The organism is Maribacter huludaoensis, from assembly GCF_029350945.1.
In the GTDB taxonomy this organism is placed as follows: domain Bacteria; phylum Bacteroidota; class Bacteroidia; order Flavobacteriales; family Flavobacteriaceae; genus Maribacter; species Maribacter huludaoensis.
Map to the genome: position 1 here is coordinate 393360 of NZ_JARKMS010000003.1, position 25797 is coordinate 419156.

18 protein-coding genes are annotated in these 25797 nt (G+C 36.0%); 3 read left to right on the forward strand and 15 right to left on the reverse strand.

The window, feature by feature from the left end; all coding sequences use genetic code 11:
• The first annotated feature begins 107 nt into the window (after positions 1-107).
• Positions 108-665 carry a DUF4494 domain-containing protein gene (locus tag PXC01_RS11775; protein WP_074673874.1) on the forward strand — a complete coding sequence of 186 codons (558 nt, stop codon included), beginning with the start codon at positions 108-110 and terminating at the stop codon, positions 663-665.
• Positions 666-737: 72 nt separating this feature from the next.
• Here the strand turns inward: PXC01_RS11775 and PXC01_RS11780 are convergent, their stop codons facing one another.
• The 14 genes from PXC01_RS11780 to PXC01_RS11845 form a co-directional block, all read right to left on the reverse strand.
• The gene (locus PXC01_RS11780) at positions 738-1376 is read right to left on the reverse strand and encodes a fasciclin domain-containing protein (RefSeq protein ID WP_276472493.1); all 639 of its coding nucleotides are present in this window, start codon (positions 1374-1376) and stop codon (positions 738-740) included.
• Positions 1377-1532: 156 nt separating this feature from the next.
• A complete protein-coding gene (locus PXC01_RS11785) occupies positions 1533-3662 on the reverse strand; it encodes a catalase (protein ID WP_276472494.1) in 2130 nt (709 codons plus the stop codon).
• 498 nt (positions 3663-4160) lie between these two features.
• Positions 4161-7157 (reverse strand): WD40/YVTN/BNR-like repeat-containing protein, encoded by a 2997-nt coding sequence (locus tag PXC01_RS11790; protein WP_276472495.1) that lies wholly within the window; start codon positions 7155-7157, stop codon positions 4161-4163.
• Between the two features lie 169 nt (positions 7158-7326).
• The gene (locus PXC01_RS11795) at positions 7327-8163 is read right to left on the reverse strand and encodes an MORN repeat-containing protein (RefSeq protein ID WP_276472496.1); all 837 of its coding nucleotides are present in this window, start codon (positions 8161-8163) and stop codon (positions 7327-7329) included.
• Positions 8164-8186: 23 nt separating this feature from the next.
• Positions 8187-9020 carry a DUF2490 domain-containing protein gene (locus PXC01_RS11800; protein ID WP_276472497.1) on the reverse strand — a complete coding sequence of 278 codons (834 nt, stop codon included), beginning with the start codon at positions 9018-9020 and terminating at the stop codon, positions 8187-8189.
• 3 nt (positions 9021-9023) lie between these two features.
• Positions 9024-10979 (reverse strand): hypothetical protein, encoded by a 1956-nt coding sequence (locus tag PXC01_RS11805; RefSeq protein ID WP_276472498.1) that lies wholly within the window; start codon positions 10977-10979, stop codon positions 9024-9026.
• Between the two features lie 121 nt (positions 10980-11100).
• A complete protein-coding gene (locus PXC01_RS11810) occupies positions 11101-12651 on the reverse strand; it encodes an SDR family NAD(P)-dependent oxidoreductase (RefSeq protein WP_276472499.1) in 1551 nt (516 codons plus the stop codon).
• Positions 12652-12688: 37 nt separating this feature from the next.
• A complete protein-coding gene (locus PXC01_RS11815) occupies positions 12689-13990 on the reverse strand; it encodes a DEAD/DEAH box helicase (protein ID WP_276472500.1) in 1302 nt (433 codons plus the stop codon).
• Positions 13991-14017: 27 nt separating this feature from the next.
• Positions 14018-14464 carry a KTSC domain-containing protein gene (locus PXC01_RS11820; RefSeq protein WP_058102736.1) on the reverse strand — a complete coding sequence of 149 codons (447 nt, stop codon included), beginning with the start codon at positions 14462-14464 and terminating at the stop codon, positions 14018-14020.
• A 96-nt stretch (positions 14465-14560) separates the two neighbouring features.
• A complete protein-coding gene (locus PXC01_RS11825; protein WP_276472501.1) occupies positions 14561-19450 on the reverse strand; it encodes a DNA repair ATPase in 4890 nt (1629 codons plus the stop codon).
• A 59-nt stretch (positions 19451-19509) separates the two neighbouring features.
• A complete protein-coding gene (locus PXC01_RS11830; RefSeq protein WP_276472502.1) occupies positions 19510-21576 on the reverse strand; it encodes a flotillin family protein in 2067 nt (688 codons plus the stop codon).
• 14 nt (positions 21577-21590) lie between these two features.
• Complete coding sequence (locus PXC01_RS11835) at positions 21591-22295, reverse strand: OB-fold-containig protein (RefSeq protein WP_276472503.1); 705 nt, start codon at positions 22293-22295, stop codon at positions 21591-21593.
• Between the two features lie 4 nt (positions 22296-22299).
• Entirely contained in the window at positions 22300-23013 is a 714-nt protein-coding gene (locus PXC01_RS11840; RefSeq protein WP_276472504.1) for a PspA/IM30 family protein, read from the reverse strand.
• Positions 23014-23026: 13 nt separating this feature from the next.
• Positions 23027-23422 carry a type III secretion system chaperone family protein gene (locus PXC01_RS11845; RefSeq protein WP_058102732.1) on the reverse strand — a complete coding sequence of 132 codons (396 nt, stop codon included), beginning with the start codon at positions 23420-23422 and terminating at the stop codon, positions 23027-23029.
• Positions 23423-23666: 244 nt separating this feature from the next.
• On the opposite strand from PXC01_RS11845, the gene PXC01_RS11850 reads away from it, so the two are divergent.
• Positions 23667-24422 carry a helix-turn-helix domain-containing protein gene (locus PXC01_RS11850; RefSeq protein WP_276472505.1) on the forward strand — a complete coding sequence of 252 codons (756 nt, stop codon included), beginning with the start codon at positions 23667-23669 and terminating at the stop codon, positions 24420-24422.
• A 56-nt stretch (positions 24423-24478) separates the two neighbouring features.
• Here the strand turns inward: PXC01_RS11850 and PXC01_RS11855 are convergent, their stop codons facing one another.
• Complete coding sequence (locus PXC01_RS11855) at positions 24479-24670, reverse strand: cold-shock protein (RefSeq protein WP_027067037.1); 192 nt, start codon at positions 24668-24670, stop codon at positions 24479-24481.
• 283 nt (positions 24671-24953) lie between these two features.
• On the opposite strand from PXC01_RS11855, the gene PXC01_RS11860 reads away from it, so the two are divergent.
• On the forward strand, positions 24954-25796 hold the full coding sequence (locus PXC01_RS11860) for a hypothetical protein (RefSeq protein ID WP_276472506.1): 843 nt from the start codon (positions 24954-24956) through the stop codon (positions 25794-25796).
• Position 25797 lies beyond the last annotated feature (1 nt).

Consider the following 25797-nt stretch of genomic DNA (forward strand, 5'->3'; position numbering starts at 1 on the left):
TAATCAACTATACCCATCATTTTGAAATTGTGAATATCTATTGCTTTTTTTAAGGTTGCAAACTATGACTAAGAAGTATATTTAGCACCCCAAAAAAAATATAAGATATGAGTGCAACGTGGTACGAGTGTAAAATAAAATATAGAAAATTAGATGATGCATCTGGAATGTTAAAGGTGAAAACCGAGCCATTTTTGGTAGATGCAATTTCTTATACCGAAGCAGAAAGTAGAATTACGGAAGAAATGTCCGCTTACCTAAGCGATACGGAAGAAATAAAGATTACGAATATAAAGGTTGCAAATTTTGCAGAAATTCATCCCTTTGAAAATTCGGACAGATGGTTCAAATCAAAAGTTTCTTTAATTGCCTTTGATGAAGAAAGTGGTAAAGAACGTAAAACCAACATGTACCTTTTAGTTCAGGCCAATGACGTAAAAGAAGCATATGACAATACCATTAGTGTTATGAAAGATACTATGGGTGAATATTCTGTTCCTTCCATATCAGAATCACCTATTATGGACGTCTTCCCTTACTTTTCTGGCGAAGAGGATGATATGGAACGTGTTGCAAAATTTAATACGGTAAAAGACTCTGTACCCGTAGATAATACTATGGATGAGGAGTTAGAACTTAGCGATGTGCTATCAAGTGAAGAATAGAAATTTCTATTTAAAATATAAAAAGGAGGACTATTGAAGTCCTTCTTTTTGTTTACAGAAAGTGTATACTGATTACTTCATTATTAGCACATCATTAATAACGTGTACTACCCCATTGGAAGCTTCTACATTACCTAAAACAATTTCTGTTCTATTACCTTTTTCATCCTTTAAGTTGATTTTATCACCCTTTAAACTTGCGGTCAAATCTTTACCTCCAACGGTTGTAAAGGTATATTTTCCGTTGGCTCCGTTAATAGCCTCTACGAGCTTGTCACTAGTAATTACACCAGATACAACGTGGTATTGTAATACTTGAGTCAACATTTCTTTGTTCTCCGGTTTACCCAATTCTGCAATCGACATTTTTTCAGGAAGTTTTTCAAATGCATTATTAGATGGGGCAAATACGGTATAGCTACCAGGTTCTGATAACATTTGGTCTAAATCTGCCGCTTTAAGCGCAGATACCAATGTGCTTAGCTCTTCATTTTTACTGGCAACCGCTGCAATACTTGTTGCCATCATTTCTTTCTTTTTGGCTTCTTCCTTCATTCTTGTTTCTTCAGCTTTCATTTCAGCCTCCTCCATGGCTACTTTTTCTTCCATGGCTTTTTTATCGGCATCTTTTTTCTTTTGCTCGTTACAAGATGCAAATGCCAATACCGCAAATGTCATTAGTGCAAAATTTTTGATATTTCTAGTTTTCATAATTTTTGAATTTATTGGCACCGCCAAAGGGTATCATACCCCGAGGCTTGCCTTGAATTTAAATGTTTGTTTTACTTTGAATACCTCATGGGCTTTCCCTGAGGGGCTTTAATTATTTAGATTAAAAGCTCGGCACATATTGCCCCGAGCATTTTTTTATACCGGAACTTTATCAGAATGTTCTCTTCTATCCCAGTTTCTATGTTTGGCAATACTTTTAATGAACTTATCTGTTGAATCGTTGATATGTATTGCGCCATCTTCTTTAAAGTTAGCTACGAACGTATGATCTAATACATTTTCACCTTCCTTATCTGCTGCAATTGCCTTGCAGTATTTGAAAGTTTCATTAATGAATTTTATATATTTTCCATTTTCAACAATGGTGCTAACGGACTTTTCACCACCTGGAATGTAAATGGCATCGAAAAGAACGCTTTCTGTTGTTGCAATTGCTGCATCTACTTTATGTTCCTTTCCTTTATCACATTTAATGGTGCCACCATGTGGAGCAACAATTTTTAACATAGCACCTTCTTTTTCCAATGCTTCTTTAATTGGAGAATAATCGCTCATGCTGAAACCATCTGCGGCTAAAATTGCAATTTGTCTTGTGGCAATGCTATCGAATTTGGTGTGTGCCATGCTAAGGGCTTTAGATTTTTCTAAATAGATTTTCTTTTTTCCTGGTTGGTGCTTTTTCACATCGGCATCAGCACCAATTGCTTGATTTATTGGTTGCTCTATTTCTTTTGGAATATCCATTCCCAGTCCTTCCCCTACTTTGTTGGCAAGATCCGTATCTATTTGTGCTATTAACCATAGCATACGTTCTTTAATATGTTCATGGTTACATTTGCCCAACTCAAAGGTATATGCAGCTGCAACATGTTCTTTTTCCCAGTCTGCCAAACTTCTATAAAATAGCGCTGGTTGAGAAAAATGATCGCTAAAACTTTCACTACGTGTTCTTATTTTTTTGGCATCTATACGTTCTTCATATGAATGAAATGCTCCCTCTGCCATTTTGGATAAATGAGGACAACCACCACTTAAACTATTTGGAAAATAAGCTGTTTGTCCTTTTGGAATTTCCATTTGCATGTAGGCATCACGTTGATTGTTATGTGTGTCCACTACAGGTCTGTTAATGGGAATTTGATGAAAATTCGGGCTGCCTAATCGGGATAATTGTGTGTCCCTATATGAGAATAATCGCCCCTGTAATAATGGATCGTTTGTAAAATCGATTCCCGGTACTATGTGTCCGGGTAAAAATGCTACTTGCTCCGTTTCTGCGAAAAAGTTGTCAGGATTTCTGTTCAAGGTCATTTTACCAATAATTTTTACCGGTACCATTTCCTCTGGTATTAATTTAGTGGGGTCCAAAAGGTCAAAGTCATATTTATGCTCATCTGCTTCTGGAATAATTTGTAGACCTAATTCCCATTCAGGGTACTGCCCTGCTTCAATAGCATCCCATAAATCCCTTCTATGAAAATCTGGATCGGCACCGTTAATTTTTACGGCTTCTTCCCATGTTACAGAATGCACCCCTAAAGTTGGTTTCCAATGAAATTTTACAAAATGCGCCTCCCCTTTGTCATTGATCAATCTAAAGGTGTGAATACCGAACCCTTCCATCATCCGCAAGCTTCTAGGAATAGCTCTATCGCTCATTGCCCAAATATGATTGTGTAAAGTTTCTGTTGTCAGTGAGACAAAGTCGTAGAATGTATCGTGAGCAGATGCAGCTTGCGGAATCTCTTTATTAGGCTCTGGTTTAACCGAATGTATTAGATCGGGAAACTTCATGGCATCTTGAATAAAGAATATAGGCATGTTGTTTCCAACAAGGTCCCACGTGCCCTCTTGTGTATAGAATTTTACGGCAAACCCTCTTACATCTCTCGCTAAATCAGGTGATCCCTTTGACCCGGCAACTGTAGAAAAACGTACGAATACGGGTGTTTTACGTTTAGTATCCGTAAAAATACCCGCTTTACTATATTCTTCTATACTTTCATATAATTCAAAATAACCATGTGCAGCACTGCCGCGGGCATGTACAATCCGCTCCGGTATACGCTCATGGTCAAAATTTGTAATTTTCTCTCGTAATAGAAAATCTTCTAACAAGGTTGATCCTCTTTCGCCTGACTTTAGACTGTTATTGGTGTCGTTGACTTTAAGCCCTTGATTTGTAGTAAGGGGCTTACCTGTCATATCTTTTCTGAAATTTTCTAAGTCCTTAATCTTAGAAGTCTCGTTATTATCTTTTTCCATGGTATAGGGTGTTTTGTTAAGAGCGCTAAAATTATTGCTAACCTGTCGCAAACTTTAGCTGTGAAAAATTTAAAATAGGCTCAAATCAAAACATACTATATCACCTAATAATATAGATTTAGTAACAATCAATTATCAAGTAACACTTTTAAACACTGTTAATTTAAGAGTAGGCAAGCGAAAACATACTCAATTAGAAGGAAAAGAAAAGGGAACGTATTGTGGAGTTTATGATTTTGATAAACTCTATGTAATTTTTTTAATGAGGAATTTGTTTCAACATCTTGAGCAAAACCAAAGTGAGCAAATAAAATGCTAGCTATGATTATAAATTGTTTCATTTAAGGTGCGTTTTTAATTAACACATTAAAAGTGAAACTTTATACTTCTTTACTAAAAAGGAATAGAAGTCTACCCTTTTTGTTTATACGGAAAGTAAAATTTTATCGACGAATTTTTTGGCAATTGCCGAATACTTCAACAATTGCCAATATGTAATTAGTTAAGTTGAGCCTTTTGTTTAACCGCCTGTAATTGTTGTTCTAAATCTTTTAGGCGTTCAACTTCTTCGTTACCGGGTATTTTATCTGCACCCCCAACGATATATGATAAATATGCTATTTGTGGTACTAACATCTGCTGTGGATACGCTCCTTCATCATTTTTAATGGCTTTTAATACGCTCTCTAAAGACTCTTTTCTGTCCCCTTTACTTTTTTTGATTTCAGCCTCTAATTTCGATTGAAATTTTCTGGCGTCGGTCAATAAATCCAATACTTTATTTTCAAAAGCTAAATGCGTTGCAATAATTTTTTCGTCAATACCTTCATCGGCTAATCGTGGGTCCACTAAAATTTCAAATGGCTGCTCAAATGATTCATTATCAACCGTTAATTTAACAGTATAATTACCTGGTGGTACCATAGGTCCATTTTTGTAACTTCTAGAAGCCTTATCACTCCATGCTCCTTTTTGGCGCATATCCCATTGAAATCTGTTAATGCCTTTTTTAGTATTCAACGTATTATCAAAATAACTGAAAGACATACTTAAACTCATATTGTCCACTTCTTCTTTTGTGGATTTTGTTTTAGTGGAATCACTGCTAATAGTAGCGATAGTTTGTTTGCTGGCATCCAATATTTCTAATTGTACATTGTTTTTACCATCTTTTGGTAAGTAGTAATCAATAAGTACTCCGGTAGAAGAATAATCAGGAAATCCTTTTGATCTTCTAGGTGTTCGGTATCTAATTGTATTATCCGGTTGAAATAATACAGGAGTATCTTTTAACAATGATATTGCATTATTTCTTAACGTGGTGATGTTGTCCAATACCCAAAAGCCGCGACCCATGGTGCTTAAAACTAAATCCCCTCTATAAATAGTAATATCGGTAATTGGTGTTACGGGCAAGTTCTGTTGAAACGGCTTCCAATCTTTGCCATCGTTCATGGATACGAACATTCCATATTCAGTACCTGCAAACAAAAGCCCTTCTTGAACAGGGTCTTCTCGTAATACTTTGCTAGTATAGTCAGACGGAATTCCGTTGGTCAACAACTCCCAAGTTTTACCATAATCTTCGGTTTTATAGAAATACGGGGTTGTATCTCCTAATAAATGTCTGTCAACGGACATATACGCTTTTGCGGGATTAAATTGAGAAGGTTCAATAGATTCCACTCTACCCCCTTTTGGCATTTTCTTAGGCGTTACGTTCGTCCAAGTTTGTCCGCCATCTTGCGTTAAAGAAACTACGCCGTCGTTGGAGCCTGTCCAAATCAATCCTTCTTTTATTTTAGATTCCCTAATAGAATATAAAGTGCTGTAATATTCTTCACCTGTGATATCCCTAGTGATCGGGCTCCCCGAGTTTACTTGTTTGTCGGACTCAAATGCGGTTAAATCTGGCGAGATGGTTTCCCAAATAACCCCGTCATTTCTGGTCTTATGTACAAACTGTGAGCCCATATAAACAACATCTGGATTATGTGGTGAAACATGAATTGGTGCTACCCTTTGAAATCTATATTTTAGGTCTTTAGGATTGTGCCCATAGATGTTGGATGCTCCAATAGAGTATTCCCTGCCAACTCCTGTAATCTTGTTATAAACACTAAAACGACCTTTACAGTTATTGTAAACAATATTGTGATTGCCAGGTTTAGGAATAGTGGGTCCGGTTTCACAACCACCTACATCTATCATGGTCTGCGAGCTTCCTTGTACCGCTGTTGCACTTGGAGCAGAACTAGGTATGGCTATCGTTGTGTTATCTTGTTGCGCGCCATAGATCCAATAAGGATATTGATCATCTACAGCAACTTGATAGATTTCTGCGGTAGGTTGATTAAATTGAGAAGACCAGGTTTTGCCCCCGTTATGAGAAACATTGGCACCACCATCATTACACTGAATTAATAAATCTGGATTGTTAGGATTCAACCATATATCATGATTGTCACCATGTGGTACGGACATCATTGTCCATGATTTGCCACCATCCGTAGATTTTAAAAGCGGATTGGCATTGGAATAGACAATATCAGGGTTTGTTGGGTCTAGTTCAATATTAGTGTAATAAAAAGGTCTATTTACAAGACCTGTATTGCTTGATGTCTGTACAAAACTTTTACCCTGATCAATAGATTTGTATACTCCGCCCTCATCACCAGGCGCTTCAATTACTGCATAAAGAATACTTGAATCTACGGGGGATACGGCTAAATCTATTTTGCCGATCAACCCCTGCGGCAGTCCCTCTTCCAATTTTATCCAGTCCTTACCTCCATTGACCGATTTATAAATACCGCCTTCTTTATTTTCACCACCAGAGATGATGGTCCAAGGAGTTCGTTGTGCTTTCCATGCGGCAGCGTAAACCACATTAGGATTGCCAGGTAACAATTCTAAATCGGCAAATCCCGTGGTATTGGATATATGCAACATTTTTGTCCAAGTAGTACCACCATCCACAGTTTTGTAAATACCACGCTCTTCATTTGCCTTAAATGCATTACCAATAGCGGCCACCCAAACCACATTACTATTGGTAGGGTCAATTTCTACCGCTCCGATCTGTCCTGCATTTTCAAGTCCTATATTACTCCAGGTTTTACCACCGTCTATAGATTTGTATATGCCTTTACCACTTATGATATTACTTCGTAATCCATCAGAACCTGTACCAACATATACAATATTAGGATCGTTTAGCGCAACTTCAATGGCACCTATGGAGGGAGTATCAAAAAATCCATCAGATATATTGTTCCAAGTTGTGCCGTAATCATCGGTTTTCCATACACCAGCACCAGATGCACCTAAATAGAAGGTACCCGGTAACATGGGTGTACCTGTAACCGTAGTTACACGACCACCTCTTTGCGGACCAATAGTTCTATATTCCAGTGCAGAAAAGTCTTGGGATAAAAGTGTTGTGGTAAGTAAAATAAACGATACGGAAGTAAGGTAACGAAATAGCGTTTTCATTTTAGTGTACAGATAGGTTGGTTAAAACCTAAAGTTACTTAAACTTAAACGTAAAACATACCTAAAAAATCATTTTTGCGATTTCCATAATTGAAGGGTTTCTTATTGAGATTAGACCATATCTGAATAAGTAAAATTTGTGTTTTATAATGAAACTAAATGAATAAGCTTACTTATCCGCTTCTTTTAGCTTGTCATTTTCCCAGATGCCACTGATAACAGAACCTTCTTTTTTATGAAAAATGCCTTTACCGTTGCGTTTATCATCTTTCCATTGCCCTTTATATTTTTCCCCATTGGGCCAAAAATAAGTGCCTTCACCGTTTCTCATATCATTTTTATAGCTGCCAATATAATATTGCCCATCTGCCCAATAAAAAGTACCGTTACCTTCGCGTAAATTGTCCTTCCATTCGCCCTCATACCTACTGCCCGTTTCCAATACGGCAATACCTATACCATTGGCCTTATTATTTTTTACCTGTCCTACATAATGTAGTGCAGTACCTTTTTTACTGGTAAAACTTAAATATTCGCCAAAAGATTTGTTGTTCAACTGTTGGCGCATATTACTTATTTGTACACGCGCCTTTTCTAGTGCAAAACTTAAGGAATCAATACTTCTGATTTCGCTTTTAGTAACCGAAGCGATAGCAGAAGAATCAACAGCTGTTTTTTCAGTCTCCTTTTCGGCGACATTTACACTGCTATTCTCCATTAACTTTTGTGCAAGAGCAATACGTAATGGTATAACGGTATTCAATTCTTCATGGTTTTGTAAGGTGTTATTATAAGACTCAATGGCCTTATTATAATCACCCTTCATTAACACGGAGTCAATTGCAACTAACTCTTTATTGCCAGTAACCAATACATCTAGTTCATCTTTTGCCTTACTGCCCTCTCCAATTTCATTTTCAAGCGAATTTGATTTTATGCCAAAATAAATTACCAATACAGTAAGTATAGCAAGTAAGCCGTAAAGTGTAATATCCTTTTTCTTCATACTCTTTTAATTGCGGTACCTATCTAGTCCGTTAAATGAATTTCTGGAAGTTTGTTCTTAACCTTTCTAAAATCTGGAGAGAAGTATACATGAAAGCGCATGGCCCAACTATGTTTAAAAAATCCGCCATTGGATAAATCTTGACCTTGGGAATACATGGCACCCGCAGCCACGGTCAATCTAGGTGTTAGTATATAACCTAAGGTAGTTGTAAGTCGTAAATCTTCCATAGGGCTGGCTACTACAGCTTTTCCACTCTGCATAATCAATTCTGCCTCTGGGGCTACGTACAATGTTTTTGGTTTTAACTTATGATTGTTCAATGGAATTTTCATTCTGAACATGTAACGCCATCTATTTCTAAAAATATACTCGCTGTTCTCGGCAAAACCTTGGGTCCATCTATGCTCTATACGAATACGGTGATAAATCATCATACTTTCCAAAGCCTGTGCAAATTGATACTGATGCCAAATACGCCATTCGGGCACTAAATTACGGTCAGTTGAAGCTTCGTCGGTATTAAAGTTCAAACGGAGTACACCACCTAAACGTACATTGAAATATTTAGAATGTATATATCCAATTGCATGTCTGTTATAGACTTGGGCTACCTGACCTACAAAAGGAGTGTCTTCTGTTTCGGCTAATCTTAGGTGCGTTTGTGCGTCCCAAAACAAACGTTTGCCAATTCTAATATTCCCGTAGGTGTTAATCCAGGTTTTAGTAGTGAGGTCTTTATATTTAGAATACTCGGGTAATACCTCTGGCTCATCTTCTTGTGAAATACCATGGAATGCTGTTAGAAAACAAAACAAAAACAACCCTTTTATTATGTATGTACCAAACGATTTCATAGACTATTGCTTTGTGTTTTGTACATTCAACATTTCTAAAATTACTGTAGGTTCCTTTTCTTTTTTCAGCTTACGTTCCAGCTTTTTGGTATCCTTATCTTTCAACATTATTACCGTATGGTAAGTGGCGTTGATCTGCTCATGTAAATTGGTGGTGTTTTCACATGTAAGCGATTGTTCTATTTGCTCTAAGAAATAGGGCTCCAGAATTTTAGTGTAAGCAGATGTTATTCGTTTTTTTATGTCTTCATCCATTAAGGTTGCCATAAACGGATTCCAGATACGATCGGTATATGAATCTTCTATGGTACTTTTATATGTGGCCATTTTGGAAACCGTTACGGATAATTCATTTAATTTTTTTAAACAGGTAACCGTACTTCTAGCCGCCGTTAATCTGTTTTGGGCAGATTTTACTTTAGAATAATCGTTCAGGGTTGTGCTTGCAAACAATTTAATTTGCTTTAAAGCATTCGCATATTTCAGTGGTATGCTATCTTTATTTATTTCAATAAAAGTGACCAGTGAATCATTTTGTAATATGATTTCTTCTTCTAGATTTGCCAACTCATTTTGTCTTTTCTCTTGGGCCAGTGTTTCTTTTACTTCATCGGCAATTGCCAAAATACCGTCATACCCCATTTTTGCTATAGCTTGGAGATTTTCAATGTTTGAGTAAGATGGGTCAGTTAAAGAAGTAGTTGGAATAGAATATAATTTGGACGACATAACACTATCTATCTGCATCTCAATATCGATTTCAGATTTTGGCATTCCTGTGGGGAAAACATGATTCATTAGTTGCTGACGTGATGTATATTCTAAAATTCCTAAAGAATCATAACTTACAATTTCTTGAATAGGTTTAAGATAACTTTCCTTAAGGTAAAGTACCGTATTGTATTGATATGCCGTATTGGCATCAGATAATTTTAAAATATTAAGTTGTGAATTATGCAATATAGATTCACTTAACTCAATAGCTTTTTTATAGTAGGAAACCAAACTATCTACTTTTAACATATCTAATGAATCTAATGGGTAATAGGGAACCTTTACCTTAAATTCCGGAAGAAATTCAGATTTACCCAATTCTGACAAAATGTTGTCTACCTCTTGATAACGCGCTGCATTTTGTTTTAAAAGTTCAGGTAAACTGTTGTGGTGAAGAATATCAACATCTACTTGAGATAATTGAATTTCCAGTGCTTTAATATAACCTGCATCAAGATTTATAACTTTAGTTCTACCATTATAATCTTGGTAAGCTTTGATAGTTTTATGGTCATTATCGTCATCAACCCTAATTAATTGTAAAATACCATCCCTAAAATACCAGCTTTCAGATTGGTCCATTCCATTTATTGGAAATAAAGACCACTCATCATGAGCCAAGCCGTCTCGTAAAAACCTTCCTATTAACGTGTAGTTTTCATTATTAATACTGAAATTCTGTTGCGGCACACCATCATTAAAAGAAACCACACTTTTAAATAAAGTACTGGAAATTTCAGAATCTTCTATTTGTTCCTCTAGTATAGTCCATTTACCATTGGGTTTCCCCATTTGAATTTTACCGCTTGCAGATTTCTGTATACCACTAACTAGAACACGATATTGGTAATCAATAACCTCAGATTGACTTTTGGAATTAAATTCCCCAAATTGAAATTTCCACGGTCCGTTTGCGGTACCATCAACAAAAGCACCTTTAAATTGAAAAGAATAATCTTGCTTTTGTAACAATTCTTGAAGATTGGACCGTAATACCAAAAAATCTCCATGCAGTACGGTATCGTTATCAACAAGCTTGTAAGAAAATGTTGCCTTACCGTTATACTTTCCTATCTGTAAAGGACCGTTGTAAGTCTGAATTTCTTGAGCTTTCAAAGGAATGCCGATTCCAATGATAGCGAATACAAGAAATTGTAGTAATAGTTTGATAATTAGCCTAATCATCCCGCAAAAAAACAAAAATAGATTCAGACTAGTAAATAAGAAGCGGTAGATTTTTAGGTTTTTATTAAATGTTTTTAAACAATTGAGAATGAATCAATAAAAGTTCTTAAAGTTTGTGAAATTACCAATCAATTGGGAAGTAATCCTTTAAAAATTTACCACACCAATGTTTACCTGTATTTATCCCGTCAAATAATGGATCCATAACTCTGGCTGCACCATCAACAATATCTAGCGGAGGCTGAAAATCATGTACTTCTTGTTTCTTTTTCGCTAATTCCGCTGGATCCTCATCGGTAACCCAGCCGGTGTCCACAGCGTTCATAAAAATACCATCTTTTGCAAGTTCGCCAGCTGCGGTATGCGTTAACATATTCAATGCGGCCTTCGCCATATTGGTATGCGGATGGCGCGATTCTTTAAAGAAACGGTGGAATTTACCTTCCATGGCCGTAACGTTGATAATATGTTTTTGACCGGTGTTTTCTTTTTTCATCATTTCTGCCAAACGGTTGCACAGTACAAAAGGTGCAACGGAGTTGACCAATTGAACCTCGATCATTTCAGTAGTTTCAATCTCCCCTAATTTTAGTCGCCAGCTGTTGGTTTTACGTAAATCTACTTGTTGAAGATCGGCATCTAATTCGCCAGTTGGGAAAACCTCTTGGGCAACCAATGCATTGTCAAAACTATACGGTATTTGTGATAGTTGAGCAGAGGCTCTTAAACCAATACCAGGTTCTGGTCCGTGCCATGTAACTGGCATGTTTTGATTTGGTGATGCTTTTGAGCTGAATGTTTTAAGCTCTTCCAAACAGCTTTCATGGTCGCTTAAAACCATTTGGGCAAATTTTGGTAACGACGAGAATTCACGCTCTTCGTTCTCCATTAAGTGCTGGTAGAATCCTGCTGGTCTACGCACTGTTTGCGCAGCATTATTGATCAAGATATCCAGTTTGTCATATTGCTGCTCTACAAAATTGCAGAAGATTTCTACACTGGGTATATGGCGTAAATCTAGACCATGAATTTTAAGTCGGTGCCCCCACTCCATAAAATCTTCCTCCTTAGAAAAACGTAATGCAGAATCTACAGGAAAACGTGTGGTAGCAATGACCGTTGCGCCTCCACGAAGTAACATTAAGGTAATATGATAACCAATTTTCAAACGTGAACCGGTAATCACCGCTACCTGACCTTTAACATTTGCAGTCTGAAATCTTTTGGCATAGTTGAAATCGCCACAATCTGTGCACATGGTATCATAAAAATGATGAAGCTTTGTAAACTCGGCCTTACACACATAACAGTTTCGAGGGGTAGTAAGCTCCGGCAAATCTTTACTGGCCAATTCGGCTGCAGGTAGTAATTTTGGCGCAACAAAGACATGTGCTTCACGCGCACTACGAATTCCGGTTTCTTTACGGGCATGTTTGTCACGAACAGCCTGCTTTCTTTTTTCATTTCGTTTGGCATCCTTTACCCGTTTAGCAAATTCTTGTTTGCTAGGGCGAGATAATTGACCGGCAGCTTTAATTAAGGCAATACGTCTATCTTCAGGAATTTCAAAAATCTGGTTGGTGTCGTTTACCAAACGATTTAAAATATCAATACAACTTTCAATCTCGTTTAAGTCGATTTCTGTTTCTTTATACTGCTGTTCTTCCTTCATGATACTACCTTAATAAGGGCAAAAATACTAACAATGCTCAAAGTACGGTAATGCGTACTTTCTTCTTTTTTAATCGGGTGTTGTTCAATTTATTCGCAAGTTCTTTTGATAGACTTTTAGGTACCGCAACAAAAGCGCAATCTTGCTTTAGTTCTATATCTCCCAATTGGTCTCTATTTAAGTCGCCTTGCTTAAAGAAAAGTCCCGCAATATCACCTTTGGATATTTTATCTTTTCTTCCGCCAGATATAAATAAGGTTTCCCAAAACGGATCACCTAATCTTTTTGAGGAGTTGATTTTAATTGGGGTCGATGCTTCAATAAACTCAGGTAATTTTTCTTTATCCCATTTTAGAACATAGGCTGTTCCCAATTCATTTACACGCGCAGTTCTACCATTACGGTGGGTAAACTCTTCTATACGATGCGGTAATTCGTAATGAACAATGAATTTTAGTTCGGTAATGTCAATGCCCCTAGCAGCAAGATCAGTTGCCACCAAAATTCTGCTACTGCCATTTCTGAATTTAATAAGCGCACGTTCGCGATCACGTTGTTCCATACCACCAGAAAAGCATTCGTGCAAAATACCTTGTTCGCTTAAAAAAACGCTTACACTTTCAATACTATCCTTGTAATTACAGAAAATAATGCCAGGTTCTTCGCCAATAAATTCAAGTAACTGAACCAAAGTGTTCAGTTTGTCTTTTTCTTTGGAAACAACAGTGCTAATGGTTAACTGTGATGGAATTTCCTTTTTAAGAAAATTAATTCTTCTTGGATTTTCCATACCCACAAATTTTGGGATTTTAACTCCCTCGGTCGCAGAGGTAAGAATGCGCTTTTTAAGGTTTGGCAATTCTAGCAAAATTTCTGTCATTTGCTCTTCAAAACCAACTTCGAGCGATTTATCAAACTCATCAAGTACAAGCGTTTTAATATGGTCTTTGGTGAAACGATCTGCCATAAAATGATCTAAAATTCTACCAGGTGTACCAATTAAAATGGCAGGTGTATGTTTTAGTTCAATCTTGTCCTTGGACATTGCCCTACCGCCATAAATGGCATTGACCTTAAAACCGGTACCCATATCACGCAGCACTTGCTCTATTTGAATGGCCAGCTCACGAGAGGGCACTAAAATGAGCACTTGCACTTCAGGATTGTTTGGGTCTAAAAGGTCTAGGACCGGTAATAGAAACGCCAAGGTTTTACCAGTACCCGTGGGTGAAAGTAATATGGTGTTGTCTGACGAAGAAATGGTTTCTAACGCCAATTCTTGCATAGGGTTTAGCGCCTTGATATTCAATTTTGATAAAATATCCTTTTGATTTTTCATGCGTTATAACCCTTTAAAAATATAATATTATGCTTCTTGAAGATCTCGTTTAGATTTTCTGTATAAGTAATTTGGAAAAATACTTCTTTTGGCAAATCTGTTTAATTTGTTGGCATTGATCATCTTTTGGAAGATAGGTTTTGTAACTCCAAAATATTCGTACGTAGCACCATCAACAAAAGTAACTTCTAAAACAAGACCATTATGTTGAAAATCTGCAATGCCGGAAGTAATGCTTTCTTCGTAAGCTTCTTTATTGGCTTCTTTGGTTTCTGGAGCAATACTTACTAGAAAGTGGTAGCCATCAATAATTCTACGGCTTTGCACTTCTGCCTCTTCCCTCTTTTCATCACCCTCTTGAAATTTATCTGGATGCCATTCTTTAACCAAGTTTCTGTACTTGGTTTTTAAGGCTTTAAGTTCAATTTCCTTCTCTACCCCAAAAAGTTTTTTGTATTCGTTGATACGTTTCATAACACAGCTTTTTTGCGGCTGCGAAACTACGTCTTATTTTTATGTGAACACCTATAAGATCTTGAAATAACGAAAAATAGAAGGGTTTTAATTCAGCTAGTCTTTTTTAAGTCCGTTTTGTAAGACCGACTTAATACCGGCAAGATTTTCTGAAAACTCCATCATTTGCGATAAAACCTGTGCCATTTCGTTGGCATTGCCAAAACCTTTGATTTTATTATTCTTTACAAACTGCTCTTTTATGGCAGACCATCTTTCATTTTCATCTGTAGAAAGTTGTCCAATTAATTCGTTGTATTTCAACAAATTAGCCTCTGCTGACCCTGTAAGTGTCTGTGCTTCGTTTTCATAATGAGATCGTAATAAGGTGTTTAACTCCTTATCGTTCATTATTGGAACAATTTGGGCAACAAGTTTGTTCATATCCCTATAGGAACCTTGTAATTTAAAAGCAGGCTCGGTTCGGTATTCATCTTGCATAGCCGCACTTTTAATATAGGTGGCATTTACTTTTAAGAGCACATCTCTAACTTTAAGAACCTTTTCTAATACTTTTTTGTATTCCTCAACCTCTTGACTAGAATGGTTTCCTAATAACTGACCTTCATCCGTTTTAGATTCTATTTGGTTGACCAAGGTATAGACATCTTCAAACTCCTTGCTTGCCAATTGTTGCAAAATAGGGTTTGCAGTGAGCGAGTTTTCAATTAAACTCAACCTGAACAGATGTTCAGTTTCTCCAATAATATCACCAAGGTTATAGATATCTGCACGGTTTGCCAACATATCTGGAATCTTAAATTTCTCTCCACTTTCCGTATAAGGGTTACCCGCCATAATCACACAGAACTTTTTGCCCCTTAAATCATAAGTTTTAGGTTCATTGTCATAAACCCCTTCTATTTTACGGGTACCATCTGATAAGGAAATAAATTTCTGAAGAAACTCAGGATTACAATGTTGAATGTCATCTAAATATAACATAACATTGTTACCCATTTCAAAAGCCAAGTTCAGCTTTTTTAGTTCTTCCCTTGCCGCACTATTATTTGCGGATGCGGGGTCTACATTGGTAACTTCATGACCAATTGCCGGACCGTTAATTTTTACGAATATTAAGCCCAATCTGTTGGCTATATATTCCATTAACGTGGTTTTTCCGTAACCAGGTGGAGATATTAAAAGCAACATACCCATTCTATCGGTACGTTTATTGGCTCCAACCGTACCTAGTTGTTTTGCCAGGTTATTACCGAAAATGGGGAAATACACTTGGTCGATCAACTTATTACGCACAAAAGAAGTAAGAACCCTAGGTTTAAACTCTTCTAATTTTAATTCGTTTTTAAGTTGCTCCGTTATTTCTAGTTTGGTCTTTTTAAACTTTTGAAATGCCGGTACTTCACTAATTACGAACAATCTCATTCTAGAAATAAAATCATGGTAGTTGAAGATATACGTACCATTTTTTATGGTGGTATGAGAACCTCTTAACTCTTTAATGGTTTCGTTAGGTGAAACAGATTTAATTTTTGAGGCAGATTCATCTCTGAACAATAAAGCCCCAACAATTTCATGTGTATACCTGTTAAGGTCTATTCCTTGGCTTTCTTTTTCTTTGGTTTTTAAGAATGCGGCCACCCATTGTTTAGCTAAACGAACTTTGTCCTCTAAACTAACCGTATCTTCAATGCTCTTTTTAAATTTTAAATCTGCCTGTTGTGATTTTAGGAATTTTATAAAGTCTTCTTTCAATTGTATTGCCACACTGCTGTAAACAAACTCAGAATCAGATTTAAGTTCTTCAAATATATAGGAAGCAATATCTTCACTCAGCAATGAGTCGTAAAGCGAAGTATTTTCTCCAAATTGAGCTACTAAACCCTGTATTTTTTCAACGACAGAAGCATATTCGTTAGATGTTGGAAAGTACTGTAGAACCTCACCTGCTGTTTTTAGACTTTTATCCAACTCATTTTTCACCTCTTCATTTAAACTGTTCCAGAAAAATTGAGCATATCCTCTTATTTCTGGTCGGTAAGTAAGCAAACCTAATTCATGATGTTTGTGAACCAATAACTTTAATAATCTTGATGCATCTACATCATGAACACCTTTTACATAACCTTCAGAATAGTCATTTCTACTCTGTTCTTGAACAACCTTCAATAATTCTTCATCATTTAGCGATAGTAATTCATCTTCGCCAAAGTTGGAAAACAATTTATAGGCTAAGTAAGCACCTCTATAGATTTCATCGTTTTCAGATACATACTCTTGGTTCCATAAATGCCTGTTATTTACAAACTCTTCATTATCCAGTTGTTTGTAGAAATCGGTCCCCGTTAAATGATAATTTAGTTCATTGTCATGAAAAACAATGGTTAAATCCAATTGCTGCTTGTTAACACCAAATTTGTGCTTTCCTAACCTAATAATACTGTCGCCATCTTCATAAAGATCAAGTTTATCCTTTAACTTTCTAAGTGCATCCTCTCGGGCAGTTTTAAGTTGGGTCTCTATCTCTTCAGCTTTGCCACTATCATCTAACTCTTGCAGTTGGGTAATGATGTCGCGAAGCTTATTGATCATTAGGTCCGATGCAAAATACCCATTGATTTCAACCGCGGTATTAAAACTCTGTGCCTTCTTTTGAACTCCTTTTAAAATACGTTTAGAAGCATTGGTCAATGCGCTTGACTTCTTATTTCGTTTTTCAATTAAGGAATTTTTTCGGGCATCAAAAGCTGCATATACCTCTTCTCTTTTTTCAATGATGATTTCAATAAATTCTTCAAAATCCGTGAATTTGCCCTCAAGCTCCTCGAGTTGAATAGATGTTTTGGTTTGATATTCATCGCACTTCTCAGGAGTAGTTGCCATATCAATATAATTGATGATACTTTGATCAATCAACTTTAATTGAGCGGCAAATTCTGCCTTTGCTTCAGATATGCCCAAAGAATTTCTTTTGTTCTTTAAAGCCGCCTTTAACTCATTTATCGTGGAAAAAATCAACGATATATCATCTACTATTTTAGTGGAATGTGCAGTATCCTCTATCTCTAAATTTGAAACAATATCAATCAACATTTCAAGATCGGTACTGATTTCATTGATTTCCTCTTCCTTTTTCTTGGCTTCTATTACCTTTTCAACGGTATCTATAAAACTCTTTTTTTCTTCTAAAGCTTTATGGTAAGGTTGTAAGGCATTTGGATTCAATAAAAACTGTACGCAGCGCTCAGATATTTTTTTAGTTTGAGCTTCAATTTCTTCTTCTAATGATTTAAGAAATTCCAGGTCAATATATCTAACTTCTTTTAAGGAAATGACCTCTCCTCTAGTGGATCGTAAACGTGTTAATAGTGCAACGAATTCATCAATACTTTTAAAAGATGTGCTTTTAATTTTATTGAATAGTTCCGATGAGTTTTTTTGAATTTCCTTAGATTGATTTTGAGCGTTTTTACGAAGCTGTACAACCTTCTCAAATTCATCTATAGCGGCATTGGACGCTTTATTGATTTCCTCTATAGGAACATTAAGCTGATGCGTTTCCGGTTCTGGCAACCAGTAATATGCATCTATAATATCTTTTGAAAACTTGGCGATATCACTGTAGAGACCCGCATAGTTGTCATTTTTGTTCAATAAGGTAATTAAGCTGTTTACTTCAGCCATTGCCCGCACAATGTCCTTATTGCCAATTTTGTACAACAAAGTATCTTCATGTTGCGATGGCATATAATCACCTTTCAAATAAGGAGTTTGCCATATTTGTACCACGTGATGCTTTGTTTGCTCCTGCTCTGTCTTAAAATAGCATAGTTCACCATTTTCTAAAATGGTAAATCCGTTACAAATTATTGGTGTTTTTATAACTTGACTAATGATGTTGAAGGACATAAGATTATAGAGTCCTTCATTAGCTGCATAAAACACGTAAAGAAAATCTTCACCGTTAGGCGATACAATGCGCTGCTGAAATTTTACATTCGGTATAGCATTGTCAAAAATGTGATATTCTCCGGTTTGTAAATAATATCCGGTTGGGAAAATGATTCCTTGATCATCGGGAAGAAGAATACAGGCATCTTTTACAGATTCAATTTTCTGTACCTCTTTCATTTTATCGTTAAAAACAAAATAACGAGGCGACTCTTGAAATGGTTTTATTTCTAGAACCAACAAGTTTCCTAAATCTCCAAAACGATACTGACCATCATCTAAAGTCTGGTCTACATACTCAACAGGTTCATCAAAAATACCTTTGCCTTCTTCGGTATTATCTTCAATTTTAATGGTTAGGTCACCACCAATGGTTTCAACAAATACACGATCTTTAATAGAAACATGTGAATGCACACCATAGCGGTGCATGTCCCTACTTGCCTCTTGCCACTTAAATTCTTGCTGAACAGGAAATTTATATTCATGTTCACTTCTGTTGTCAACATATTTTAAGGTGTTGTTGACCAATAACCATTTAAAGGTTTTTATATCTGTAGGGCTATCGCTTAAACGAAAGACCATATGTAAATAATTACCAATGATGGCAAAATTGGAGAATATAGTATTTCTGTAATACTTGTACAGATTGGTGAAATCTGTCTTAAAAGTATCATCGTCTAAAAGACCAAGGTCTATTGCCTTAAAGCTATTGTCCTCAAAGTGATAACAACTAAAAACATCTTTAATGTTGATGTCCGTCCTTAGCCCAAAATGAACATTATAACCAAACAGACACGTATTGCCAAAAGAAACAATATCACGTGCAATACAGTTATTCTCCGTATTGATGCGGTCATTAGCAATAAGCTTGGTCTCCAATGAACCAAAAACTGTTTTTCTGTCGTTGTTAAGGTCAATTAACTTGTTCTGTAACAGTTCTTTTTGCTTCTGTAATCTATTTTTGATAACATCATATGTGCCACCGTCCAATACATGCTCTTCCGTAGTGTCTGTTTGGGTATGCTCTGCCATAAAAATTCCTAGGCTTTTAAATTACATTATTAATTTAGTTGAAGTAATAAGCTTTGGTGTTAACGCAATTTCTTATCACTCATTCCTAAACCTTTGGCAAGGTTGAATAAATTGCTGAACAAGGTTTGCTCATCATTATCGCTGGACTTGGATTTTAGGTCCATCAATAAATTTGCAATGGTTAAATTCTTAAGATCATCTGAAGAAATGCCATATTTATCAGCGAATTCTTTCAACTTTTCCAATAGGTTGCCCTTTACGTCATCACTACCTAAAATAGCATCTTTTATATCTTGTATGTTGGTACTGTTAGCTACGAGCCTGTCATAACCTTTACCTTTGGTAATTTGCCCAATAATCTGGTCAAAGAACATTGTTTCACCACCAACAATATCAATTTTGGCAGCTTTCAATGCATCTCCAATAACTTGAGCTTGAGCATCGGCAATATCTTTCTGGATATTAATTTGAGCCAAGTCAATTTGTAATTCTTTGTCTAAACGCAGCTTAAACTCTTCATGCTCTTTACCAACACCATCTAATTTCTTCATGGCATTCGCTTTTTCTTCTATACCGGCAGCATCTGCTAAGGCTTTCTCTTTAATTACATCTGCTTCCGCTAAACCATCTTTACGTTTTGCTTCCGCTTTGGCTTCAATACCTGCAGCCTCTGCTTTTGCCTTTTTCTCAATGATAAGCGCCTGAACAACACCTTCACGCTCATAGGCATCTGCCTTGGCATGCATTACTTGTGCTTCTGACATACCAACGGTAGCTTCTTCTTTAGCTTGTGCTTCAGCCAAAATCTTACGTGCTTCTGCTTCTTTCTCACTAGCTTCTTTATGTGCTAGGGCTTCAATATTGATTTCCTCCGCTTTTTGCTTAGCTGCTTCTTTTTGAGCCTCGGCCGCTTTGATCGTTTTGATCAAATCTTCTTGTGCATTAGCTTCAGCAATGGTGATCTTAACCTGTTTTTCACGATCTGCAGTCTTGAAAGCTTCAATGTCTTTCATGTTCTCCTGCTCTTCCACTACTCCTTTTTCTAGGGTAACACGATCACGAATAACATTTTGAATATTCTTTTTCTCAACTTCTACTACTTTCTCTTTCTCGATTTGAGCCAGGGTAACAACTCGCTCTCTTTCCGTAGCCTCTAATAAACGGTCTTTTTCAACTCTTTCGGTTTCAACAGCATCTGTACGTTGTTTATTTTTCAACGCTACAATAATTTGTCGCTCCATATTCTCTTCGGCAACCTTTACCTTTTCTTGTGTTGCAATACGGGCGGTTTCAGACTTTAAACGCTCTTCTTCGGCTACTTTTAAAGTTTCTGCTTCTTCGCGAGACTTTATGTTAGAGATTTCTCTTTTTTGTTGCTCCTCTTTTTCCGCTAATTGCTTGTCCAGCTCAAGAATAGCCTCACGAGCTTCAACATCTTGTTTACGGATTATTTTCTCCTCATCGCGCTTAATAAGATTCGCTTTAATGTTTTGTGCAGCGGTTAGATCGGTAATTTTTTTGATACCTTCAGCATCTAAAATATTATCGGCCTTTAAATGGGCAACAGCGGTTTGTTCCAAGTAATCAATGGCACAATCCTCTAAAGTATAGCCGTTTAGGTCAATACCAATAATATCTACAATTTCATCTCTAAACTCCCTACGGGCTTCATACAGTTGAATAAAATCGAATTTTTTACCCACGGTTTTTAAAGCTTCCGAGAATTTGGCTTCAAAAAGTTCTTCAAGCGTCTCTTGTCTAGAGGCTCTTTGTACACCAATAGTCTGTGCTACCTTTTTAATAAGGTCAACCTCATTGTTTACCCTAACAAAGAACGCCACTTTAATATCTGCACGCATATTATCCTTACAGATAAGACCTTCTGTAGCCAGTCTTTCTATTTGAATTTTCTTTACCGAGATATCCATTACCTCTACACGGTGAAAAACAGGAACCACATAAAGACCTTTATCTGTGGCTACCTTTGTGCCACCAAAACCAGTTCTTACCAAGGCTTGACCTTGATGAACCTTTTTGTAGAACATGGCAATAATTGCAAAATAAACGATGATAAGGAAAAGAAGAACTCCTAGACCTATACCAATAATTGAAAAGATGGATTCCATAAATGATTTAAGATTTATTGATTATAAGATTGAACTAAAAAGTGTGTGTGATCCGCAGATCTTTTAATAATAAGTACAGAACTACCATAGGGCAAAGGTTTACGGTCTAACGATTTTACGTAAATAGAATGACTGTTACCATCTGCTTTTACTTCTGCATTCCCCAGTTTATCTTCACTAATACTGGATAGCATAATTGCTTGTCTCCCCAAAAAATCCACTGGGGCGTCACCATCCTTGTTCAATTGCTTAAAAAATCCTTTAAAGGGTGTGGTAAGGATTTTATTGATAAACAAAGCAGGAATAAGAACCGCAATCATTATGATAAAACCAATGTAGTTTTCATAAGTACCTGTAAGTGTTGTAAGTATGGTGGTAGCAAACCACCAAACGAAAATCCAGAAGGTAAAGGTGAACATGAACGGCAAACCAACAAAGTTGAAATAAATGAGAAATATTTGCCACTTTTTTAAGGGTTTGAGCTTCTTACCTATTACATCGTCTTTATTGACCTCTGCATTTGAAATGTCCTCAAAATCTAGATTACCGCCTTCAATACCGGCATCAAAATCTATATCTGCATCTACCTCTATATCTACATCAAGGTCATAATCAAGACCACCGATCATGGTAATGATCCAGTAGACAATTAGAAGTATCAACAGTACGGTCAGCGTAATGTTTACTTCAGAAAATAATATGTCGGTTAGTTGATTCAAATTCTTATTTTTTGGTTTTTGTGAACCCTAATTGTTCTTTTAATTTTTGAAGTTCGTCATCTGCAGCAGCTTCAGTGGTATCTGCAGCTTTATCTAGTTCTTCATCAATAGATTTACTAGCATTGGCAATATCACCATAAGCTTCGGCCAAGGCTTCTTCTTGCGCTATTTTTTCTTTCATACGCTCAAGCATAGAAACCGTGCCACTACTGTCTAACTCTGCCATTTGCTTGTTTAAATTTTTGGTAGCATTACTCACTTTAACACGCGCTTTTAACGTTTTAAGTTCGTTTTCCCAATTATTTATATTGGCCTTTAGCGCTTCAACGTTGCCTTGCATTTGACTTACATTAGCCTCAAACTTTTCAGTTTCTACCTTGGTAGCCTCTAATTGTTTCTCATTGCTCTCTTTCTGCATTAGAGCTTCTTTTGCCAGTCTGTCCGCTTCGGCAGCATCCAATTCTTTGCTGTTGGCCTTCTTTAGAATGATAATAGCTTTATCTTTATATTCCTTGGCTTTGTTCTTATAAACGTCTTGATCGTTCTTAGAACGTATAGCAAGTGCTTTTACTTGTGCAAGGGCCTCTAAACTTTTTTCTAAGTCTAATTTCATGTCCCTAATGCCTTGCTCCGTCATCTTAATGGGATCTTCCATTTTGTCAATAGCCGAATTGGTTTCAGCCTCTCCTATTTTAAATAGTCTTTTAAATATATTCATGATTTTATTGTTTTTAATATTTAGAAAATTCAATGATTTTGTCCGAGTATTCACTCATAAGTAAGCTTAATGAATTGAGACTGGCTTCAAACTCGTTCAAATCCATATTCTCAATTTGTAAGGTGTCCCTGAATATGACGCGGTTTGCAGTTTCATCTAAAACAAAAGCGCCGTGAATGATATCTCTATTCTTCTGAAGTAAGCTTTTAAAGATTTTTTCAGATTGATTGTGAACGGAGAATATAAACTGTTCCATAATCAAAATTGGAGGCGATACTCCTAAAATCAAATTTTTTATTCCAGAATCTTCTTTCTCAACAACCATAATTCCGTCTGCCCTATTCTCTTTTACAATATTAAAATTCAATTCAAGCAGGTAATCTCTAGTTATATTAAAGTGGTTTTTCATTTGTGTTGGTTTTTGTAAGTGGATTCTTAAATTCAATAATACAAAATAATATTGGTGCGTAATCCTAAATTGATAAGAGGAGCGCTAAAATGTAAATAAGTACGACGAACATGATATTGAGTTTTTAAAATTGATTAGACAAAAATTAATAGCTCAAAATAATAGCAATTCAAATAATTATTGCTAATTTTGTTAGACAAATATAATTAAATATTTATAAATTGCAAATATAATTAGCAATAAAATGTCATATTTCGGTAAAAATATTAGGAAAATAAGAAGTTTAAAGAGTCTTAGTCAGCAAGCATTTGCAGAGCTATTCGACTTAAAAAGGGGTACTTTGGGTGCTTATGAAGAAGGGAGAAGTGAGCCAAAATTAGAAACATTGATAAAAATTGCTAATTATTTTAGCATTCCTATAGATGACTTGCTAACAACCGAATTAACGGTAAATAATTTATTAAAGTTCAAAGGTAATTTAACTGTTGAGCAAGACCTTGGTGAGCAAGAATTCTTTATTAAAGTACCTTGTATTACAGCTGTGAATCAGACCGATTATATAAAGTATTTCAGCAAGGATTCTTACATACAAGACCTCCCCTTTTTATCATTACCTATAAATCCAGATAAAAAATTTAGGGCATACACCGTTCAAAATTTAGAAATGAGCAGAAATGAATTAGGAATGTTCCCTAAGGATATTGCTATTGGGGAATGGGTGCCGCCAACGGTATATTCAAAACTTAATAATGGCACCTTGGTTTTTACGGTAACGGAAAAGGAAATCATTTTAAGGAGATTGTTTATTACCAATGATAGTTTTGTGTTACGGGCAGATCATAAAAATGTGGATGATGTAGTACTCCAATTAAAGGAGATTAAGGAAATGTGGCGTGTACGATACGTTTTCTATCATAGATTGCCAGAGACCAATTTTAACATAGAAGAAAAGTTATTTCAATTAGAGAAAGATTTTGATAGACTTAAAAATAAGCGATAATAAAAAAGCCCTCTAATAGTAGAGGGCTTTTTCTTAAACTTGAATGTATATATGTCTTAGATAACTTTAACGTTCACTGCGTTTAAACCTTTGTTACCTTCTTTAAGTTCAAATTCAACTTCATCGCCTTCACGAATTTCGTCTATCAACCCAGAAATGTGTACAAAGTGATCTTTCTCAACTCCTTCTTCAGTGATAAAACCGAAACCTTTTGTGTCGTTGAAAAATTTTACTGTTCCTTTACTCATTGTAATGTAATTTAATTTATAATACTTATTAGGGAACAAAGATGACGCCAATAGTTGACAATGAGCGGTTATTGAGCACTTATATTCTTTTTTTGTGAATACTTTATGAGTTTTGTGCTCAAAATGAATCATTTACTCTCTGTAAAACTAAATTGAGCATCTTTTTTGTTTATGTCCGATGCTGTTTATTGCATGATTTATGAGAAAATCATCAAATATGCTATTACAAATATTGATACATTAGTAGAAACAACAAAAAAAACAACTCATAGTATTCAACAACATGAAAAACACATTTGACTTTAAGAAAGCCATATCAGGTATTACGTGCATTTTATTATTTAGCTTTTGTTTGACAGCCCAAAAACCAAATTATGATATCTCGAAAGATTTATTATTGGTACAGTTAGATTGCAAGACGGATATTGATGATTTACATACAGCTGCAGGTTTGGCTACTCTTTTAAATCACCCGGATTATAAGCATTTAAATTACTATGCTGTTGCTGGTTCTTATGGTATTCAAGAAGGACTTTACGTTCCGCCAAACGAATTAATGAAAATGGCATTTAAAAATAATTGGACAGATGCTGATAAGGAATGGGAAGCATCTGTAGCCAGAGTTGCAAAATTAGTGGTAAAGACTATTAAAAATGGTGGCGATGTTTGGGTAGCCGAAGCAGGTCAGTCAGATTTTACGGCAGATTGGGTAAAGCAAATATCAAATCAAAATCCGTCAATTAAAATAAAAGAACATATTCATGTGGTACAGCATAGTGATTGGAACGAATCTGTAACAGAACCTACAAAGCTTAAGTACACACAAACGGTTACGGATTATCACAAAATTGCTGATGGCAATGCTGTTGGCAATGGTACACCGGGTTTAAAATCTGATGGAAAAGTAGCTTGGGAGACTAAAATCAATGATGAAAAATTAACCAACATTTGGAATACGGCAATACGACTTGGCAATCAGTATAATGGAAAAGATGGCAGATATTTAAATGAAAGCGTAGATGAAGGTGGTCTTGATTTTTCGGATTTAAGCGAGGTATGTTATATACTTGGTCTAATGGAAATAAAGGGTACCGATCAGTTCTTCGATTATTTTCAAGTAAAATAAT

Bases quoted from the DNA above. Each gene is read 5' to 3' on its own strand.
- PXC01_RS11775 (WP_074673874.1), top strand. From the start codon at position 108: ATGAGTGCAACGTGGTACGAGTGTAAAATAAAATATAGAAAATTAGAT.
- PXC01_RS11780 (WP_276472493.1), bottom strand. From the start codon at position 1,376: ATGAAAACTAGAAATATCAAAAATTTTGCACTAATGACATTTGCGGTA.
- PXC01_RS11785 (WP_276472494.1), bottom strand. From the start codon at position 3,662: ATGGAAAAAGATAATAACGAGACTTCTAAGATTAAGGACTTAGAAAAT.
- PXC01_RS11790 (WP_276472495.1), bottom strand. From the start codon at position 7,157: ATGAAAACGCTATTTCGTTACCTTACTTCCGTATCGTTTATTTTACTT.
- PXC01_RS11795 (WP_276472496.1), bottom strand. From the start codon at position 8,163: ATGAAGAAAAAGGATATTACACTTTACGGCTTACTTGCTATACTTACT.
- PXC01_RS11800 (WP_276472497.1), bottom strand. From the start codon at position 9,020: ATGAAATCGTTTGGTACATACATAATAAAAGGGTTGTTTTTGTTTTGT.
- PXC01_RS11805 (WP_276472498.1), bottom strand. From the start codon at position 10,979: ATGATTAGGCTAATTATCAAACTATTACTACAATTTCTTGTATTCGCT.
- PXC01_RS11810 (WP_276472499.1), bottom strand. From the start codon at position 12,651: ATGAAGGAAGAACAGCAGTATAAAGAAACAGAAATCGACTTAAACGAG.
- PXC01_RS11815 (WP_276472500.1), bottom strand. From the start codon at position 13,990: ATGAAAAATCAAAAGGATATTTTATCAAAATTGAATATCAAGGCGCTA.
- PXC01_RS11820 (WP_058102736.1), bottom strand. From the start codon at position 14,464: ATGAAACGTATCAACGAATACAAAAAACTTTTTGGGGTAGAGAAGGAA.
- PXC01_RS11825 (WP_276472501.1), bottom strand. From the start codon at position 19,450: ATGGCAGAGCATACCCAAACAGACACTACGGAAGAGCATGTATTGGAC.
- PXC01_RS11830 (WP_276472502.1), bottom strand. From the start codon at position 21,576: ATGGAATCCATCTTTTCAATTATTGGTATAGGTCTAGGAGTTCTTCTT.
- PXC01_RS11840 (WP_276472504.1), bottom strand. From the start codon at position 23,013: ATGAATATATTTAAAAGACTATTTAAAATAGGAGAGGCTGAAACCAAT.
- PXC01_RS11845 (WP_058102732.1), bottom strand. From the start codon at position 23,422: ATGAAAAACCACTTTAATATAACTAGAGATTACCTGCTTGAATTGAAT.
- PXC01_RS11850 (WP_276472505.1), top strand. From the start codon at position 23,667: ATGTCATATTTCGGTAAAAATATTAGGAAAATAAGAAGTTTAAAGAGT.
- PXC01_RS11855 (WP_027067037.1), bottom strand. From the start codon at position 24,670: ATGAGTAAAGGAACAGTAAAATTTTTCAACGACACAAAAGGTTTCGGT.
- PXC01_RS11860 (WP_276472506.1), top strand. From the start codon at position 24,954: ATGAAAAACACATTTGACTTTAAGAAAGCCATATCAGGTATTACGTGC.